At 39.0% G+C, this 17227-nt stretch carries 14 protein-coding genes and 1 pseudogene; 8 read left to right on the plus strand and 7 right to left on the minus strand.

What is annotated here, in order from left to right; genetic code table 11:
* Nucleotides 1-20 precede the first annotated feature (20 nt).
* On the minus strand, nucleotides 21-413 hold the full coding sequence (locus LVY74_RS17865; RefSeq protein WP_442862813.1) for a DUF6714 family protein: 393 nt from the start codon (nucleotides 411-413) through the stop codon (nucleotides 21-23).
* A 72-nt stretch (nucleotides 414-485) separates the two neighbouring features.
* Between LVY74_RS17865 and LVY74_RS17140 the strand changes: the two are divergent.
* The 3 genes and pseudogenes from LVY74_RS17140 to ilvD all read left to right on the plus strand — a co-directional run bounded on the left by LVY74_RS17140 (nucleotide 486) and on the right by ilvD (nucleotide 5969).
* Nucleotides 486-1647 (plus strand): annotated as a pseudogene (locus tag LVY74_RS17140) (IS3 family transposase).
* Nucleotides 1648-1792: 145 nt separating this feature from the next.
* Nucleotides 1793-3490, plus strand: a complete 1698-nt coding sequence (locus LVY74_RS17145) for a sensor domain-containing diguanylate cyclase (RefSeq protein WP_237816071.1) — start codon at nucleotides 1793-1795, stop codon at nucleotides 3488-3490.
* Nucleotides 3491-4139: 649 nt separating this feature from the next.
* A complete protein-coding gene (ilvD, locus tag LVY74_RS17150; protein ID WP_237816072.1) occupies nucleotides 4140-5969 on the plus strand; it encodes a dihydroxy-acid dehydratase in 1830 nt (609 codons plus the stop codon).
* A 46-nt stretch (nucleotides 5970-6015) separates the two neighbouring features.
* Here the strand turns inward: ilvD and LVY74_RS17155 are convergent, their stop codons facing one another.
* Entirely contained in the window at nucleotides 6016-7101 is a 1086-nt protein-coding gene (locus LVY74_RS17155; RefSeq protein WP_237816073.1) for a diguanylate cyclase, read from the minus strand.
* A gap of 161 nt (nucleotides 7102-7262) precedes the next feature.
* On the opposite strand from LVY74_RS17155, the gene LVY74_RS17160 reads away from it, so the two are divergent.
* A complete protein-coding gene (locus tag LVY74_RS17160; RefSeq protein WP_237816074.1) occupies nucleotides 7263-8246 on the plus strand; it encodes an acyltransferase family protein in 984 nt (327 codons plus the stop codon).
* Here the strand turns inward: LVY74_RS17160 and LVY74_RS17165 are convergent.
* A complete protein-coding gene (locus LVY74_RS17165; protein ID WP_237816075.1) occupies nucleotides 8243-8932 on the minus strand; it encodes a 3'-5' exonuclease in 690 nt (229 codons plus the stop codon). The two genes, LVY74_RS17160 and LVY74_RS17165, sit on opposite strands and share 4 nt — an antisense overlap.
* A gap of 54 nt (nucleotides 8933-8986) precedes the next feature.
* Nucleotides 8987-9433, minus strand: a complete 447-nt coding sequence (locus tag LVY74_RS17170) for a hypothetical protein (RefSeq protein WP_237816076.1) — start codon at nucleotides 9431-9433, stop codon at nucleotides 8987-8989.
* Nucleotides 9434-9636: 203 nt separating this feature from the next.
* Between LVY74_RS17170 and glyA the strand changes: the two genes are divergently transcribed.
* The 3 genes from glyA to ahpF all read left to right on the plus strand — a co-directional run bounded on the left by glyA (nucleotide 9637) and on the right by ahpF (nucleotide 13758).
* On the plus strand, nucleotides 9637-10890 hold the full coding sequence (glyA, locus tag LVY74_RS17175; protein ID WP_151778204.1) for a serine hydroxymethyltransferase: 1254 nt from the start codon (nucleotides 9637-9639) through the stop codon (nucleotides 10888-10890).
* Nucleotides 10891-10980: 90 nt separating this feature from the next.
* On the plus strand, nucleotides 10981-12087 hold the full coding sequence (locus LVY74_RS17180; protein WP_237816077.1) for an acyltransferase family protein: 1107 nt from the start codon (nucleotides 10981-10983) through the stop codon (nucleotides 12085-12087).
* 105 nt (nucleotides 12088-12192) lie between these two features.
* On the plus strand, nucleotides 12193-13758 hold the full coding sequence (gene ahpF, locus LVY74_RS17185) for an alkyl hydroperoxide reductase subunit F (protein ID WP_237816082.1): 1566 nt from the start codon (nucleotides 12193-12195) through the stop codon (nucleotides 13756-13758).
* 52 nt (nucleotides 13759-13810) lie between these two features.
* Here the strand turns inward: ahpF and LVY74_RS17190 are convergent, their stop codons facing one another.
* The 3 genes from LVY74_RS17190 to LVY74_RS17200 all read right to left on the minus strand — a co-directional run bounded on the left by LVY74_RS17190 (nucleotide 13811) and on the right by LVY74_RS17200 (nucleotide 15906).
* Nucleotides 13811-14059 carry a YfhL family 4Fe-4S dicluster ferredoxin gene (locus LVY74_RS17190; RefSeq protein WP_237816078.1) on the minus strand — a complete coding sequence of 83 codons (249 nt, stop codon included), beginning with the start codon at nucleotides 14057-14059 and terminating at the stop codon, nucleotides 13811-13813.
* Between the two features lie 2 nt (nucleotides 14060-14061).
* Nucleotides 14062-15429: a prephenate-dependent tRNA uridine(34) hydroxylase TrhP gene (gene trhP, locus LVY74_RS17195; protein ID WP_237816079.1), complete on the minus strand. Its 1368-nt coding sequence runs from the start codon at nucleotides 15427-15429 to the stop codon at nucleotides 14062-14064.
* A gap of 150 nt (nucleotides 15430-15579) precedes the next feature.
* Nucleotides 15580-15906: a hypothetical protein gene (locus LVY74_RS17200; protein ID WP_237816080.1), complete on the minus strand. Its 327-nt coding sequence runs from the start codon at nucleotides 15904-15906 to the stop codon at nucleotides 15580-15582.
* Nucleotides 15907-16236: 330 nt separating this feature from the next.
* On the opposite strand from LVY74_RS17200, the gene LVY74_RS17205 reads away from it, so the two are divergent.
* A complete protein-coding gene (locus LVY74_RS17205) occupies nucleotides 16237-17070 on the plus strand; it encodes a DODA-type extradiol aromatic ring-opening family dioxygenase (RefSeq protein ID WP_237816081.1) in 834 nt (277 codons plus the stop codon).
* The last annotated feature ends 157 nt before the right edge of the window (nucleotides 17071-17227 follow it).

Consider the following 17227-nt stretch of genomic DNA (forward strand, 5'->3'; position numbering starts at 1 on the left):
GCTATTTAAATTTTTACTTTTCAATTTACCTGAGGTAATAGATATTTCCAAGATATCCAAAAGAAGTCATTCATATCTTTAGCTAGAGACTTTATATCTTCAGGAATCAATGAATCATGATATATACAAAATAAAAAATATGATATTAATTTACCTTCAGTTAAGTTTATACTAATGAGTTTATTAAATTTTATATCATCTACACTATAGTCTTCATTTAATGGAAATAATGAATAAAGCCATGTCTCTAAAAATTTAATTTCTTTTATAAAAATATTTCTGTTTTTTACATAATTCCACATCAAGGATTGTATATAAAATTTGTAAGATTCAGGTTTTAAGTAATTAATTCCATAAGAATACTTTTTTAAATAAGAAATGGGTACATCTTTCCATGATTTATAAGGATCAATATATTCACTGAATAGCCACCGATTTTGTAGACACCTTTTAGTTAGATAAAATGGCTAATTAACGAGGTGCTTATGAGCAGTAAACGATACCCTGAAGAATTCAAAATTGAAGCAGTAAAGCAAATTACTGAGAAAGGCCGTAGTGTGGCTGAAGTTGCTGCACGTTTAGGAACCACCACCCATAGTCTGTATGCCTGGATTAAACGTTATGATCCACGGCAGTCCAAGATCACAGAATCTAATGATCCAAGTGCAGAATTAGCAAAGCTAAAAAAAGAACTGCAACGAGTTACCGAAGAAAGGGATATTCTAAAAAAGGCCGCGGTGTACTTCGCAAGCCAGTCCAAATGAGGTACGCCTTTATTCAGGACAATCAGCACATATGGCCTGTCCGTCGTTTATGTTCAGCTCTGGATATTCATCACAGTGGTTATTACGCATGGTTAAAGCAACCCACCAGTAAAACTGCGAGGAAACGGCAACAGCTTTCGGGACTAATTAAGCAGTTCTGGCTAGAATCTGGCGGAGTCTACGGCTATCGCAAGATTCACTGTGATTTGAAAGATGTTGGAGAAAGTTGCGGGATCAATCGGGTACATCGGCTCATGAAGGCGAATGGTCTCAAATCACAGCGTGGCTATCGTAAACCTAGAGCTTACGCTGGTACTCCAGCTGTCATTGCCGCAAACACGTTAGACCGACAGTTTAACCCAACTCATCCTAATCAGCTGTGGGTGACTGACATCACCTATATCCGTACTCATGAAGGATGGTTGTATCTTGCAGTTGTGATTGACTTGTTTTCACGTCTTGTTGTTGGCTGGTCGATGAAATCCAGAATCACGACAGACCTGGTTTTAGATGCATTATTGATGGCTTTATGGCGAAGAAACCCAAAGAACAAAGTCCTCATCCATTCTGACCAAGGCAGCCAATACACCAGTCATGAATGGCAGGCATTTCTCAAACATCATAATCTTGAAAGCAGTATGAGCAGACGTCTTGCGCAGTATACTGCTCATGCCATGATAATGCTGTTGCTGAGAGCTTTTTTCAGCTGTTAAAGCGAGAGAGGATCAGGAAGAAAATATATGCATCAAGAACTGAAGCAAGGTCAGATATCTTTGAATATATTGAGATGTTCTACAATTCAAAACGCAGACATGGTTCCAATGGCCAGCGTTCTCCATTAGATTATGAAAAGGCCCATCAAAAGATGGTTATGTGTGTCTAGAATTTTGGTGGCTATTCACAATTTATAGTAGTTAATATTTGACCAACAAAATTGAATGATTCAATATATAACGAGTTAGTTTTATTAAATAATATCTATAGATGCAGTTGATATTTAATTGCATTAACTCGAAAGTGGTGAGAATGTGCAAGGATCTAAACTTGTAGTATTTCGTTATATTGTTCTGTTTATAGTCATGCTTTTTACGAGTCATCGACTAATTGCAGCACCTAATTCTCATCATAATCTAAATGCTGCATTCATATCAGATATTCAATATTTTCAAATACCTGAAAATGAATCCTTATCCCTAGATCAGGTCAAAAGTTATTTTCGGCAGGGAAAGGCAATCCAGACTAATCATCAGCAATTATCTCTAGGTATTAGTAATAAGATTTCATGGGTACGCTTATCTATCACTAATCCAACAAAAAAACCTATCATTCATCGTTTAATCGCAGGGAAGACATGGGTTGATCAATTGGATATCTACTTTGAAGGTAAAAACCACGATATAAAGCACTGGCATTCAGGTGATTCAAATATTGCTGATGATTATCTTATTCCAGGGGTTGGATATATATTTACTCTCGATATTCCATCAGGAAACAGTACAATTTATATTAAAGCACAATCTTTAGATCCGATGACTTTACCTTTAGAATTATTTACTGTTCCTCAAGAGCATTCGTATAATGCACAGTTGCATTTTGCATCTGGATTAATTTGTGGGATTCTTTTGGCTTTAATTGGATTTAACCTCGTTCTTTATCTTACGCTAAAAAAACAATATGCACTCTATTATTGCCTTTATATTAGCTGCTTTATTATTGTAAATATGTCATACAATGGTTTTGGCTTTGCTTGGGTTTATCCTGATTCTGTATTTATTGAAACTTATAATACATTAATTTTTATGGTTTTACATGGCATTACGGGCCTTATTTTTGTTTCAAATTTTCTTTCCGCAAAAAAATACTCTCCAAATTTTTATTATGTAATGGTAGTCTTTTGTATAAGTGGTCTTGTTGGAATGATTGCTTTGGTTATTTTTAATAATCATATGCTTGCGACACATCTGGCATTTAGTTTTATATTCTTTGCTACATTATTGATGATTTTTAGCGGTATTATTAGCTTTCATAAAGTAGAAGATGCACGTTATTTTTTGATTGCCGTTTTAAGTAGTATGCTTGGTTTGTTAGCAACAACATTATCTGTTTGGGGAGTAATTCCATATAATTATTACACTTATAATGGTGCTGTATTTGGTGTGGTTTCAGAAGCAATTATCCTTGCTATTATTGTGACCATTCGCTTAAAAGCAGTTGAAGCAATACGTATTAAAACCCAATATCTTTCTTCATATGATCCTTTAACGAATTTATTTAATCGGCGTTCATTTTTAGAATTTGGAAACCCTTTAATACAGAAAGCGAATCATGGTACAGCACCTGTTTGCCTAATGATGATAGATATTGATCATTTTAAAATGATTAACGATACTTATGGGCATTATACTGGTGATCTTGCACTTTCTCATATAGCGAAGCTATTAAAAAATAATATTCGAGAAAGCGATATTCTTGCGCGATGGGGAGGTGAAGAGATTGCTATATTATTACCAAAAACAAATATCGATCAGGCTTTAGTTGTTTCAGAACATTTAAGAAAAATTATTGAAAAAACTCCACTGATTCATGATGGAACAACGATTTCAATTACAGCAAGCTTTGGGGTTTCAATGCTGAAAGATGGGGATAGCTTAGAGACGTTATTCAAACGTGCTGATAAATGTTTATACATCGCAAAAAATCAAGGTCGAAATCGTATCGCAGTTTAATGGTTTGAATTTTTAGACTACTAAGATGTTCTTGCTGATATTAACATTATATATTTATTGAATATTTAAAGCTTAATTATTATGGTCATCAGCTCAAGATTTTTAGAAGTTTGAGCATTATTTTCATACGTATGGTGGTTTATTACTTTCTTTCGATCAGACCACATAAAATAAAACGCGTTTAGTTGGGATTCATCTTATATACAACATTCTATAGTGAGTTACATCATTTAAAGTTGCAAATTATAATTTATCTTTTAATGAATTGTTCTTTATTAAATTCAAGATGGACTTGAGTCTTGATATGCACTCTATTCAGACTTGAGTGCTCGTGCTTAGAAAAATCATTTATCTGAGCTTTCTTGCTGATAATTTTCTCAATTCATAGAAGTTTTGCTTTTATTTTTCAGAAATCATTCAAATTTTTGATTTTATTTTCATAAAATTTACGATATTTCAGTTAATTTCGATAAAATTTTTTGCTCAATTCAGTGTATAAATAACAGCATCATCAAAATTGCCTGTAAGTGGCGAACTCTATAGTATGATGTATCAGTTGTTTTACTGATCAAGTACTCTATAGATGAGTATTCTTTCGCCAGAGTGAATCCTGAAATTCATTTCAAGCACAACCTCATTGGAAACAAACATGCCTGACTATCGTTCAAAAACATCGACACATGGAAGAAATATGGCTGGCGCACGCGGTTTATGGCGTGCAACAGGAATGAAAGATGAAGATTTTGGAAAACCAATTATTGCGGTGGTCAACTCATTCACCCAATTTGTACCAGGTCATGTGCATCTAAAAGATTTGGGGCAACTGGTTGCTGAACAAATTCAGGCATCAGGTGGTGTTGCGAAAGAATTCAATACGATTGCAGTCGATGATGGGATTGCAATGGGGCATGATGGCATGCTGTATTCTCTTCCATCACGTGATTTGATTGCTGACTCAGTTGAATATATGGTCAATGCACACTGTGCAGATGCAATGGTGTGTATTTCCAACTGTGACAAAATCACACCGGGAATGCTCATGGCTTCTATGCGCTTGAACATTCCTGTGGTGTTTGTGTCTGGTGGCCCAATGGAAGCGGGCAAGGTTAAATTTCGTGGCAATGAAAAAGCCATTGACCTTGTCGATGCCATGATCGTTGCAGCAGATGATAGCTATACGGATGAAGAAGTTCAGGCATTTGAACGTTCTGCATGTCCAACTTGTGGTTCATGTTCAGGAATGTTCACTGCAAACTCAATGAACTGCTTAACAGAAGCATTAGGCTTATCTTTACCAGGCAATGGTTCAATTGTTGCAACGCATGCTAACCGTAAAAAATTATTTGAACGTGCAGGGCAGTTAATTGTTGAATTGGCAAAACGCCACTATGAACAAGATGACTACAGCATTTTGCCACGCTCAATTGCAACCAAGTCAGCATTTGAAAATGCCATGACGTTAGATATTGCAATGGGTGGTTCAACCAATACCGTATTGCACTTGTTGGCTGCTGCAAATGAAGCAGAAGTTGACTTTACGATGGATGATATTGATCGTCTTTCACGTAAAGTGCCTGTACTTTGTAAAGTTGCTCCAGCCAAGCAAGATGTTCACATGGAAGATGTACACCGTGCAGGCGGCATCATGTCAATTTTAGGTGAGCTTGATCGTGCTGGTTTATTGGTGACTTCAGTCAGTACCGTCCATGAACCAACCATGAAAGATGCATTGGACAAGTGGGATATCATCCGCACTGAAAACACCGAAGTGTATGAGTTTTTCCGTTCATCTCCGGGTGGCGTACCAACACAGGTTGCATTCTCACAAAACCGTTACTATTCAACTTTAGATGGTAACCGTGAAACGGGTGTGATTCGTAACGCAGAACATGCTTTCTCTAAAGATGGTGGTTTGGCAGTGCTTTACGGCAACATCGCACTCGATGGTTGTATTGTGAAAACCGCAGGTGTCGATGAGTCGATCCTGAAATTCACAGGGACTGCACGTGTATTTGAAAGCCAAGATTCGGCAGTTGAAGCGATTTTAAATGGCAGTATTAAAGCGGGTGACGTGGTTGTGATTCGCTACGAAGGTCCACGTGGTGGTCCGGGTATGCAAGAAATGTTGTATCCAACCAGCTACCTGAAATCAAAAGGTTTGGGTAAAGACTGTGCTTTGATTACTGATGGTCGTTTCTCTGGTGGTTCTTCAGGCTTATCCATTGGTCATGTGTCACCTGAAGCTGCTGAAGGTGGTGCAATTGGCTTGGTTGAAGATGGCGATACGATTCTGATTGATATTCCAAACCGCACCATTCATTTGGATATTGATGATGCAACACTTGCTCATCGTCATACTGTTCAAGAAGAGAAAGGCTGGCATCCAAAAGAAGAGCGTAAACGTAAAGTGTCTAAGGCATTGAAAGTTTATGCACAGCACACAACCAGTGCTGCAAAAGGTGCAGTTCGCGTTTTATAAATTAATTAGATCGTTTGAAAAGCCCTTCTCTTTATGAAGGGTTTTTTTATTCTTCTACAAATTGTGTGACTTGAGCATTTCGGTATAAATGGAAGTTATCTCGACCAGAATTTTTAACTTGATATAAAGCGCGATCTGCTTTGCGTAACCAGTCGGAAGATGAATAAGCATCTTTGACCGAGGCAATACCAATACTAATGGTAACACGACATTGTTCATGGTTACTGAGGCGTAGGTTTTGAACTTTTTCTAAGATCCGTTGAGCTAACTGTAGAACATCATATTCTTGATAATGAATGGCAATTACTGCGAGTTCATCACCACCGAAGCGGGCAGGGGTATCCGATGTTCTTAGGGTTTGTCGTAGAATATTTGAGACTTCTAAAAGAATATAATCCCCAATTTCATGTCCATAATTGTCATTAATTTTTTTAAAGTGATCCACATCTAGCAGCATTAAATAAGCTGAAGTTTGTTCACGTTGTGTTTTAATAAAAGTGCTTGCAAGGCGTTGCTCAAATAAGCGTCGATTGGGGATGTGCAAGCGAGGATCCATCATTGCGATTCGTTCAAACTCTCGGTTACGCTTACTGAGACGAACAGATAAATGCCGAGAAATAACACTGAGTCCAACCATATAAATGGTGGCTAGTGGTAAACTGAGCCATACAGTACGGTGGCTAAATGTAAGATTGAGTGGATAGCCTAGAAAACTCCATGTGATCCAAAAAACTATGCACAATGCTAACAACGCCAAACGTAGAAGTTTCCATCCTCCTGCGGCATAACGATCTGAAACCAAAACGGCAGTAATAATTAAGGCGGGCATGGGGCTTAGACCCATGATGGCAATCCAGATGCCGCCCAAACCACTATCAATGATTAAACTATAATGCTCCGCTTTGACAGGATCATGTGCTTGCATGCTAAACAAACAAGCGACAGTGGGCCAAACAAAGGCATTGGTTGCTAATAGGGCAAAGTAGAAAAAATCATAGTGCATGTCCCACATGACAGAGGCAATACTGAAAAAACACAGTGTCGTACCAAGTTGGCGCATGATAAAAATGCGCCATACAAATTTACGACTACGCGCCTTCAATGTGGCTTCATCAGGGGTAATATAGGACATAATCAATAACTATGAGCGATTATTACAAGATTAATCTAACAAATTTTAGCAAGTTACAGCACAAGAAAAATAAATTTAGCAAAATAAAATTCTATAATTATGTCCAACACTTATCATCCGATAGCGTAATTTAATGAGCCATGAATAAAAATGATGCATTTATGCGAGACCAAAATATTGATATCTATAAAGGATTACTGATTTTTTTAGTGGTCTTTGGGCATTGTTTAGAACGCTTTTTAGGTTGGCAAAATGAACTTGGAAAAATGTTTTTACAATACATTTATCTGGTGCATATGCCTGCTTTTATTTTTCTTTCGGGCTATTTATTTAAAGATCATAAAATATCTAAAAAAATCCAATACTTCCTTTCTTTAATGATTCCATTTCAGTTGTTCTATGTATTGCTTGATTATTATTATGCTGGGCATTTGAGCTCCAAATGGTTGTGGCAACCTTACTGGTTACTTTGGTATTTATGGGCGATGTTGGCTTGGGTAATCTTAGCGCGTGGTTTAAAAGTCACTCATTATCCTGTTGCCTTGAGCTTTTTACTGGCTTTACTGATCGGGTTATCGCCGATCAATAACTATATATTGTCTATTGGGCGTATCTTTAACTTTTTGCCTTTTTTTATGTTGGGGCATATATATGGACAGCGGATATTCACGCAACTTAAACAATTGCCTTATGCTGGTGTGTGGGCATTTGGAATATTGATGACAATATTTATTTTTATTCAATACGTGCCACTCAAATCATACTGGTTATATGGCAGCCTGAGTTATCAGCAGATGCATGTTGCAGCTTTACAAGGAATGTTGCAGCGATTGGGTTATTTAACTTTGTCTTTACTTTGCTTGTTGTCAATCTATGTCTTGATTCAACATTTACCACAAATTTTTGCAAAATTAGGAAAAAACAGTCTGGCGATTTATTTGTGGCATGGACTCATTTTACTGGGATTGAGCCATATGCTGCATCTATCAGCGAGTCCTGCGATTCAATTAGGTATTGTAGTGTTTGGAAGTATGCTGATTTGTAGCATCTGTATGCTGCCGATCTTTAATCAGAGCATACAGAAGATTTCACAGGTCTTTCTATTATTCTTTACAAAGCTTAGATTTGGAAAAACACAAGATTAAAAGCCTGCATTTTCCAGCGCTGTACGCAAATAAGGATCAAGCTCATCTTGTTTAAGTAACCAGTTGGCATAGTCCGCGGGTAAATCTTGAATAGCAGTCCCTTTATGTTTGCCAAAGTTGATCATTTTAGGAATACGTGCATCTTCAGAAGCGGTATAGAGTTCTTCAACGGTTTGCACACCTAAATGCGCAATAATATGCATCAAAATATTCGCCGTTAAAATAATATCGGCATCGGCACGGTGTGCACCTTTCAGCAATTCACGGGCTTTTTCACTACCGCGACTAATCTGATAAATCAGCGCTGAAATATTATGTGCCTCGGCATTTGGCCAGACTTGGCGCGCTAGAGCCAGTGTACAAATCGGTTTTAAGTGAGAAACATCGACACCACAACGGGCAATTGCTTGTACGTCATAATCAATATTGTGCCCGATGATATAGCTTGTTTCATTGGGTAGTTGAAACGTGGTATAGCTTGGTTGATCTGCAATATCAGATTCTAAAATATGATGGACAGCCATCGACGCATACGAAATTGGCTCACCAATTGAGTAAAGCTGATCAAAAATCTGAGTTTTATCGAGACTGAGTTTACCTTGCTGAATTTCAATTGGCGCATAGGCGATTTCAATCGGTAAGCCATTGAGGGTATGGGTTTCGGTATCGAGAATAATGCTTTTCATCGTCTAAATATCAAGTTTTTTTGCAATGTAACATTGCTTCGTGTGAACTACAAACTAGCGGACTTTTTTAGGCTGAAAAATCGCTTCAAAATCTTGTTGCAGGGCATCACTTGAAATGAGTGCCTTATAAATATGCACAGGAATGCCATCTTCACGGTCAACAGCTTTAAAACTTTGTGTCCCGTCACGATATTCAAAAATGGCAATTGGCATATTGTCCTGATCTAAAATAAAAAAACGCTGATTTTTAATCGAAACTTCATGGTTAAAAAAGATTTGTTTAAGTAAACGAAAAAACGCAGCCTGATGGGTTGAAAGCTGATTCAGGTCACGAATACGGTCACTATCGGATGAATGTTGTCCCTTGGAGTAAAGTCGTTGTGAATGACTCAACACGGGCGTATTACGATGTAACATTTTTTCTGAAGATGTATTTTGTTTCTGATCACGAATGTAATAGCCTAAGCAAACACCCAAAATAAAGAAAATTATAATCAACATATTAAAATTATTTTAAAAATCTAAAGCTTGCTATGTTCCAAGATTTTGCGAGTAAGTTCAAGTGATTTAAACATACAGGCTGAGGTTGATCAATTTTTATTGCAGGCTGAGTAAACTTCATACCGAAAAACTTCAAACTTCGTGCTAGAATAAGCTTCGATTTTAGCACGGCTTAAAAGCCCTAATTCATAGGACCCTCGCTAATGTTTGCCAACATCTCTATTTCTGAATTTGATCCAGATTTAGCAAAAGCAATTTCTTCTGAAGATGCCCGTCAAGAAGCTCATATCGAGTTGATTGCTTCTGAAAACTACTGTTCTCCAGCGGTTATGGAAGCTCAAGGAAGTAAATTAACCAATAAATATGCAGAAGGCTATCCAGGCAAACGCTATTACGGCGGTTGTGAATATGTTGATGTCATTGAACAAATGGCGATTGACCGTGCTAAAGAATTATTTGGTGCTGACTACGCAAACGTACAGCCACATGCTGGTTCTCAAGCAAACTCTGCGGTTTACCTTGCATTACTTAACCCAGGCGACACCGTATTGGGTATGAGCTTGGCTCACGGTGGTCACTTGACTCACGGTGCAAAAGTTAGCTTCTCTGGTAAAACTTATAATGCAGTTCAATACGGTTTGAACCCTGAAACTGGCGAAATCGACTATGAAGAAGTTGAACGTCTAGCTGAAGAGCACAAACCACGTATGATCGTTGCGGGTTTCTCTGCATACAGCCGTGTGGTGGATTGGCAGCGTTTCCGTGATATCGCGGACAAAGTTGGCGCTTACTTGTTTGTTGACATGGCACACGTTGCTGGTCTAGTTGCTGCTGGTGTTTACCCAAGCCCAGTACAAATCGCAGATGTCACTACAACAACGACTCACAAAACACTTCGTGGTCCACGTTCTGGTTTGATTCTTGCGAAAGCAAATGAAGAAATCGAGAAAAAACTTCAATCTGCTGTATTCCCTGGTAACCAAGGTGGCCCATTGATGCATGCGATTGCAGCAAAAGCAATCTGCTTCAAAGAAGCAATGGCACCTGAATACAAAGCATATCAACAACAAGTGGTTAAAAACGCTCAAGCAATGGCTGAAGTTTTAATCGCTCGTGGTTATGACATCGTTTCTGGTGGTACCGACAACCATTTGTTCTTGTTGTCATTGATCAAACAAGACGTGACTGGTAAAGAAGCAGATGCATGGTTAGGTGCTGCGCACATTACTGTGAACAAAAACTCTGTTCCAAATGACCCACGTTCTCCGTTTGTGACTTCAGGTATTCGTATCGGTACACCTGCTGTAACGACTCGTGGTTTCGGTGAAGCAGAAGTACGTGATCTTGCAAACTGGATCGCTGACGTTCTAGACAGCAAAGGTGACGAAAGCGTTATCGCTGCGGTTAAAGAAAAAGTTGCAGAAGTGTGTGCAAAATTCCCAGTGTATGCAAAATAATTATTTTGTATAACTGAAAAGAGCCTCCTGATTTGGGAGGCTTTTTTATTCTTAAAAAAATCATAACGATAAAAACCGACTAGAGACACTATGTATAATTTACGAATAGATGTACTTCGCGGCATCTCGATTGCTTTGGTATTGCTGCATCATTTTAATATTCCTTATAAATTACAGGATACATGGCTCGGCTTTCAGATTTTTGGCGAAAGTTTCAGTACCTTGCTTGCCCGAAATGGCAATTATGGTGTGACACTCTTTTTTGTGATCTCAGGTTTTCTGATTACTGGGCACAGTTTACGGCGTCAGGAAAATTTGGCACAGCTTGATGTAAAGGCATTTTACATTCGCCGTATTGCGCGAATTATCCCATGTTTATTGTTACTGCTGCTCATCGTCACAGGTTTGGGCAGTTTGGGTCTGGCGCCATTTTTAAATCATGCCCCTCAGCAGATTGAAGTGAGTGATCAGGCTACTATATTGGCAGCTTTGGGTTTTTACATGAATCTGTTGATTATTCAATATGGCTGGGTGAACTATGCGCTCGGTGTGCTGTGGTCTTTGTCGGTTGAGGAGGTTTTTTATCTGTTCTTTCCGATTTTATGTATCGTAACTCGTCGACGAAGTTTGTTGGTTGTGGTGTTATTGGCTGTGATTGCCTATGCGCCTTATTTTAGGTCATTGTATTATCTGAATGAAAATGAAGTCTATTTATATCATTACTTCGCCAGTTTTGATGCAATTGCATTCGGTTGTCTCAGTGCGCTCTTGGCAAGTCGTGTGAAGTTACCACAACATTCTGTGCGTTGGCTGGGTTATCTATGTATGGGACTGATGTGTGTGCTTTATCTATATGCGCCAATTAAGCAGGTCAGTACATGGAGCATGTCAGTTTTTGCGATTTTGGCTGCTATTCTGTTGTGGGTATATGATCAACCACGTGTACTGAAAAAACCGAATAAACTCACGCAGGCTTGGGTTTGGTTAGGACAGCACAGCTATGAATTATATTTGTTTCATTTGATTGTGCTTGGTTTAATCAAAGTCATGTCACTACCTGCTGAAACACCAACAATACTCAAGCTGCCATTATTATTACTTTATTTATTTGCAAGTTGTGTATTGGCAAAGCTCATTGAACGGTATTATTCCAGCCCTTTGAATCATTGGATGCGAAACAAGTTTTTAACGTATTAATTTAAAAAACCGATTGGTTGGATAAAAATATACTGTTTTGACAATCAAATCAGTTGCGTTACTATAAACCCAAGTTAAGAAATTCGCTCTGTTTGGAGAAATATGATGTTAGATCAAAACATTAAAGCACAATTGAAAGCATACTTAGAACGTTTAGAAAGCCCAATCGAATTGGTTGCAGCACTTGATGATTCAGATAAAGCTGAAAAAGTAAAAGAACTGGTTACTGAAATTGCTGAATTGTCTGACCGTGTGACTGCACGTTTTGATGGTGAAAATACACGTCGTCCAAGTTTTGGTATTGCCAAAGCAGGTGAACAACCTCGCGTATTCTTCGCAGGTTTGCCAATGGGGCATGAGTTTACATCATTGATCTTGGCTTTGTTGCAAGTTTCAGGCTATGCACCAAAAGTTTCAGATGAATTATTGGCTCAAATTAAAGGTTTAAACTTACAAGCAAACTTTGATGTATTTGTTTCTCTCAGCTGTCATAACTGTCCAGATGTTGTGCAAGCTTTGAATTTGATTGCGATTTATAATCCGAATACTACAACAACCATGATTGATGGTGGCTTTTTCCAAGAAGAAGTTGAAGAACGTAAAATCATGGCTGTCCCAATGGTGTTCCAAGATCAACAACATATTGGTCAAGGTCGTATGACCCTTGAAGAATTGGTGGCGAAGTTAGATCAAAACTCGGCAGCAAAAGATGCCGCAGTGATTAATGCCAAAGGCATCTTCGATGTATTAGTGATTGGTGGTGGGCCTGCAGGGGCAACATCTGCGATTTATGCAGCACGTAAAGGCATTAAAACAGGGATTGTCGCAGAACGTTTTGGTGGTCAGGTGATGGACACCATGGACATCGAAAACTTTACTTCGGTGCAAAAAACCCAAGGGCCAAAATTTGCAGCCGATATGGAAGCACATGTCCGTGAGTATGATGTTGACATCATGAACTTACAACGTGTGGCACACATTACAGGGGCAGAATATACCGTCAATGGTTTGGTTGCGGTTGAACTGGAAAATGGTGCAAAACTTGAATCGAAAACTGTGATTCTATCGACTGGTGCGCGTTGGAGAGAAATGAATGTACCGGGTGAAGCAGAATACCGTACCCGTGGTGTTGCATACTGCCCACACTGTGATGGCCCATTGTTTAAAGGCAAACGTGTTGCAGTGATTGGCGGTGGTAACTCAGGTGTTGAAGCTGCGATTGACCTTGCAGGTATTGTAGAACATGTCACCTTGATCGAATTTGGTGGTACTTTACGTGCCGACCAAGTTCTTCAAGATAAATTGAACAGCTTGAATAATACTGTTGTGATTAAAAGCGCATTAACCACTGAAGTATTGGGTGATGGTGCACAAGTAACAGGCTTGAAATACCAAGACCGTACAACTGGCGAGGAACATGTGGTTGAACTTGCAGGGATCTTTGTACAAATTGGTTTGTTACCAAATACCGATTTCTTAAAAGATACCGCAGTTGAGTTATCAAATCGTGGTGAGATTATTGTGAATGATCGCAATGAAACCAATGTGAAAGGTGTATTTGCCGCAGGTGACTGTACCACAGTGCCATACAAACAAATCATCATTGCCACAGGTGAAGGCGCGAAAGCATCACTTTCAGCATTTGACTATATTATCCGTTCAGGACTATAAGTCTGTTAAATAGTTAAAAAAGAGCGACTCAAAGTAGTCGCTCTTTTTTATTTTATACAATATTCAGTGCTTTAAACTTGTCCATTAACTGTGCCTGATCTTCTACATGAGCAGGGTCAGGTTCAATACAGTTAATTGGGCAGACTGCCATGCAAGTTGGCGCGTCATAGAAACCCACACATTCTGTACAACGCTCAGGGTCAATTTCATAGACCTTTTTACCTTCAGAAATGGCAGTATTCGGACACTCTGGTAGGCACATATCGCAGTTAATACATTCTTTGGTAATGAGCAATGCCATATTTAACCTGCTGAATAAGCTAAAGATGCAGCCTGAATATTGTCTGTTGCATCTGGCAAGTTGCGAACGAGCAGGGCAAATTCCACATCAATGCTGGTATCGAGAGGAATTTCCACCACATGACCTGAACCTTTAGCATTGTCGATTTGATTGCCTTTCAGGTCACGCATTTCTGTTAAGGTAAAAGTGATGTTGCCTTTTGGTGTCATTAGCTCTAAAGAATCTCCGACAAGGAAACGGTTTTTCACTTCAATACGGATATAGTCACCGTTACGCTCAAGCACTTCACCGCAGAACTGTTGATAGTCAAAATGAGATGAACCATCTTCATAGTTTTGATATTCGCTATGCACATGGCGACGCAAGAAACCTTCGGTATAACCACGGTTTGCCAAGCCTTCAAGCTGTGTCATTAAACTTGGATCAAATGGACGACCTTCGAGTGCATCATCAATGGCTTTACGATAAATCTGTGCAGTACGCGCACAGTAGAAATAAGATTTGGTACGACCTTCAATTTTCAATGAAGCAATGCCCATGTGGGTTAAACGATCCACATGTTGAACTGCACGTAAATCTTTTGAGTTCATGAAGTATGTGCCATGTTCATCTTCTTCAGCCGCAAACATATCTTCATCATTGCGTTGAATCAGTACAGGCTCAGCAAATTGATGCTGATCATTTTCGCTTGAACAGCAGGCTTTTTTCTCTTCAACTTGAGTGACAGGAATCACATCGCCTGTCGCATCTTCTTGTGTTTCATGGATTTTATATTCCCAACGACAAGCATTGGTGCATGCACCTTGGTTGGCATCTCGTTTATTCATATAACCAGATAGCAAACAACGCCCTGAGTACGCCATGCACAATGCACCGTGTACAAACACTTCAAGCTCAATTTCTGGAACATGTTTTTGAATTTCTTCAATTTCATCAATTGAAAGCTCACGAGATAAAATCACGCGGGTTAAACCGTAGTCTTTCCAGAATTTAACGGTTGCCCAGTTAATCGCATTGGCTTGAACCGATAAATGAATCGGCATGTCTGGAAAATGTTCACGAACCATCATGATCAAACCAGGATCAGACATGATCAGTGCATCAGGTTGCATGGCAACCACAGGTTCAAGGTCACGGATAAAATTTTTCAGTTTACTGTTGTGGGGTTGAATGTTCACCACCACATAGAATTTTTTGCCAAGCGCATGGGCTTCATTAATGCCAATTTGTAAGTTGTCATGATCAAAGGCATTGTTACGCACACGTAAGCTATAACGTGGTTGTCCTGCATAAACCGCATCTGCACCATAGGCAAATGCAAAACGCATATTTTTGAGTGAACCAGCAGGTGAGAGAAGCTCAGTTTTCATGATAACCACAATATAGGCTTAGAAAAAATAGGGGAATATTTTAGTGATTCTCTGTGCTGCACTCAACCTAGTATTTTGGTCGGGATTTTGGATTGATTAAACATAAAAAAACCACATCAAGCGATGTGGTTTTTGCTGACTACGGCAAAATTATGCGTGTTTTGGCGCAGGTTTTTTGCTGTCATGATGAGTGACTTTGTGTACGACATGTTTTGTGCCGTGTTCAACTTTATGTACAACGTGTTTTGTACCATGTGCAACTTTGTGGGCAACTTTTTTGGTATCTTGACCCACTTTATGCGCTACTTTTTTAGTGTCATGGCCAACAGTGTGTGCTGCGTGTTCAGTTTTTTCGACAACTTTGTGAGTTGTTGATTCATGCTTTTCTGGTTGCTGTTGTGTTGGAGCAGCCATTGCAGTACCTGTAAATGCAGTAGCAGCAAAACCAAAGATTAAAGCAGCAGTAAGTTTTTTCATTTCAGGATCAACCTTGTGTTTTCATTCGGTGGTGGATTTCACATTGACATTATGCTTTAGATTTATGGAAATTATATGGAGCTAAGTTGCTCTTATGTATAGGGAAACACTGCAAATGATATAGAAATGGTTAATTATTTTATAATTAAAGCTTATTTTAAGAAAGCTTGTCATATTTTCTTCATCTACCCAAACTTTACAATAATAAAATCATCGATGAAGCATCGTTGCATGAGTTCTATTGAGTGTCCTATTTTTCTAATTGTTATCGATGGGATGAACACCTAAAGTACCATAGATCGAGAGTCTTTAAAAATTTAGGTAATGAGCATGTCTACAACAACTCCAAAGCGACAGCCTGTGTTTTTTATTTCACATGGTGGTGGCCCTTGGCCGTGGATGCCAGATCATCTCAATAGTATTTATGCCAAGCTTGCCCAGTCTTTAAGTCAACTGATTGCAAGTTTACCGCAAAAGCCAAAAGCGATTTTAATGGTTTCAGCACACTGGGAAGAGCGTGATTTTACCGTACAGGCAACGCCTGAACCAGACATGATTTATGACTATGGTGGTTTTCCTGAACATACTTATCATATTCATTACCGTTCTGCGGGCTGTCCAGCACTTGCTCAACGCGTCAGTGAATTGTTGACTCAGGCAGATATTCCAGTGCAGCAAACTACAAGTCGTGGTTATGATCATGGCATGTTTTCACCGATGCAGGTTGTCAATCCTGCCGCAGATATTCCTGTAGTGCAATTGTCCTTGAAAAAGGGTTTAGATCCTGCAACTCATATTCAGATGGGGCAAGCATTGGCACCGTTACGTGATGAAAACGTGCTGATTATTGGCAGTGGTTTAAGTTATCACAATTTACGTATGTTTAATGCCTATGCCACAGCGCCATCACAAGCTTTTGATGAGTGGTTGTATTCAACGGTAGTTGAGCATACAGGTACTGCACGTAATCAATTGTTGAATCAATGGGCGCAAGCACCTGCGGCTCGAATTGCTCATCCACGTGAAGAGCACTTACTGCCTTTGATGGTGAGTGTTGGTGCAGCACAGCAGGAAGCGGGCATACGAACTTATCATGAAACTGATTTTGTTGGCGGTTTGTGGGTGTCTAACTTTGCTTTTGGTGAATTAAATCAAGCCAGTTAAAACATTATTCTGAATGTGAAAACATAAAAAACCGAGGATTCTTCCTCGGTTTTTTTATTTGAATCGGGTTCAGATTAGACTTCTTTCATAATTGCCTATACCCTCTTTTTTTTTCTCCCATAGGGAGAAAGAAAAAGGACTTATGAAAGAAGTCTAT

The sequence above is a fragment of the Acinetobacter sp. ME22 genome (genome assembly GCF_022012315.1).
Taxonomy (GTDB): Bacteria; Pseudomonadota; Gammaproteobacteria; order Pseudomonadales; family Moraxellaceae; genus Acinetobacter; species Acinetobacter brisouii_A.

What these genes read in the sequence shown, in the direction of transcription:
- LVY74_RS17190 (WP_237816078.1), bottom strand. Translation starts at nt 14,059, where the DNA reads ATGGCATTGCTCATTACCAAAGAATGTATTAACTGCGATATGTGCCTA.
- LVY74_RS17170 (WP_237816076.1), bottom strand. Translation starts at nt 9,433, where the DNA reads ATGTTGATTATAATTTTCTTTATTTTGGGTGTTTGCTTAGGCTATTAC.
- LVY74_RS17165 (WP_237816075.1), bottom strand. Translation starts at nt 8,932, where the DNA reads ATGAAAAGCATTATTCTCGATACCGAAACCCATACCCTCAATGGCTTA.
- LVY74_RS17160 (WP_237816074.1), top strand. Translation starts at nt 7,263, where the DNA reads ATGCGAGACCAAAATATTGATATCTATAAAGGATTACTGATTTTTTTA.
- LVY74_RS17205 (WP_237816081.1), top strand. Translation starts at nt 16,237, where the DNA reads ATGTCTACAACAACTCCAAAGCGACAGCCTGTGTTTTTTATTTCACAT.
- trhP (WP_237816079.1), bottom strand. Translation starts at nt 15,429, where the DNA reads ATGAAAACTGAGCTTCTCTCACCTGCTGGTTCACTCAAAAATATGCGT.
- LVY74_RS17180 (WP_237816077.1), top strand. Translation starts at nt 10,981, where the DNA reads ATGTATAATTTACGAATAGATGTACTTCGCGGCATCTCGATTGCTTTG.
- LVY74_RS17200 (WP_237816080.1), bottom strand. Translation starts at nt 15,906, where the DNA reads ATGAAAAAACTTACTGCTGCTTTAATCTTTGGTTTTGCTGCTACTGCA.
- ahpF (WP_237816082.1), top strand. Translation starts at nt 12,193, where the DNA reads ATGTTAGATCAAAACATTAAAGCACAATTGAAAGCATACTTAGAACGT.
- ilvD (WP_237816072.1), top strand. Translation starts at nt 4,140, where the DNA reads ATGCCTGACTATCGTTCAAAAACATCGACACATGGAAGAAATATGGCT.
- LVY74_RS17155 (WP_237816073.1), bottom strand. Translation starts at nt 7,101, where the DNA reads ATGTCCTATATTACCCCTGATGAAGCCACATTGAAGGCGCGTAGTCGT.
- glyA (WP_151778204.1), top strand. Translation starts at nt 9,637, where the DNA reads ATGTTTGCCAACATCTCTATTTCTGAATTTGATCCAGATTTAGCAAAA.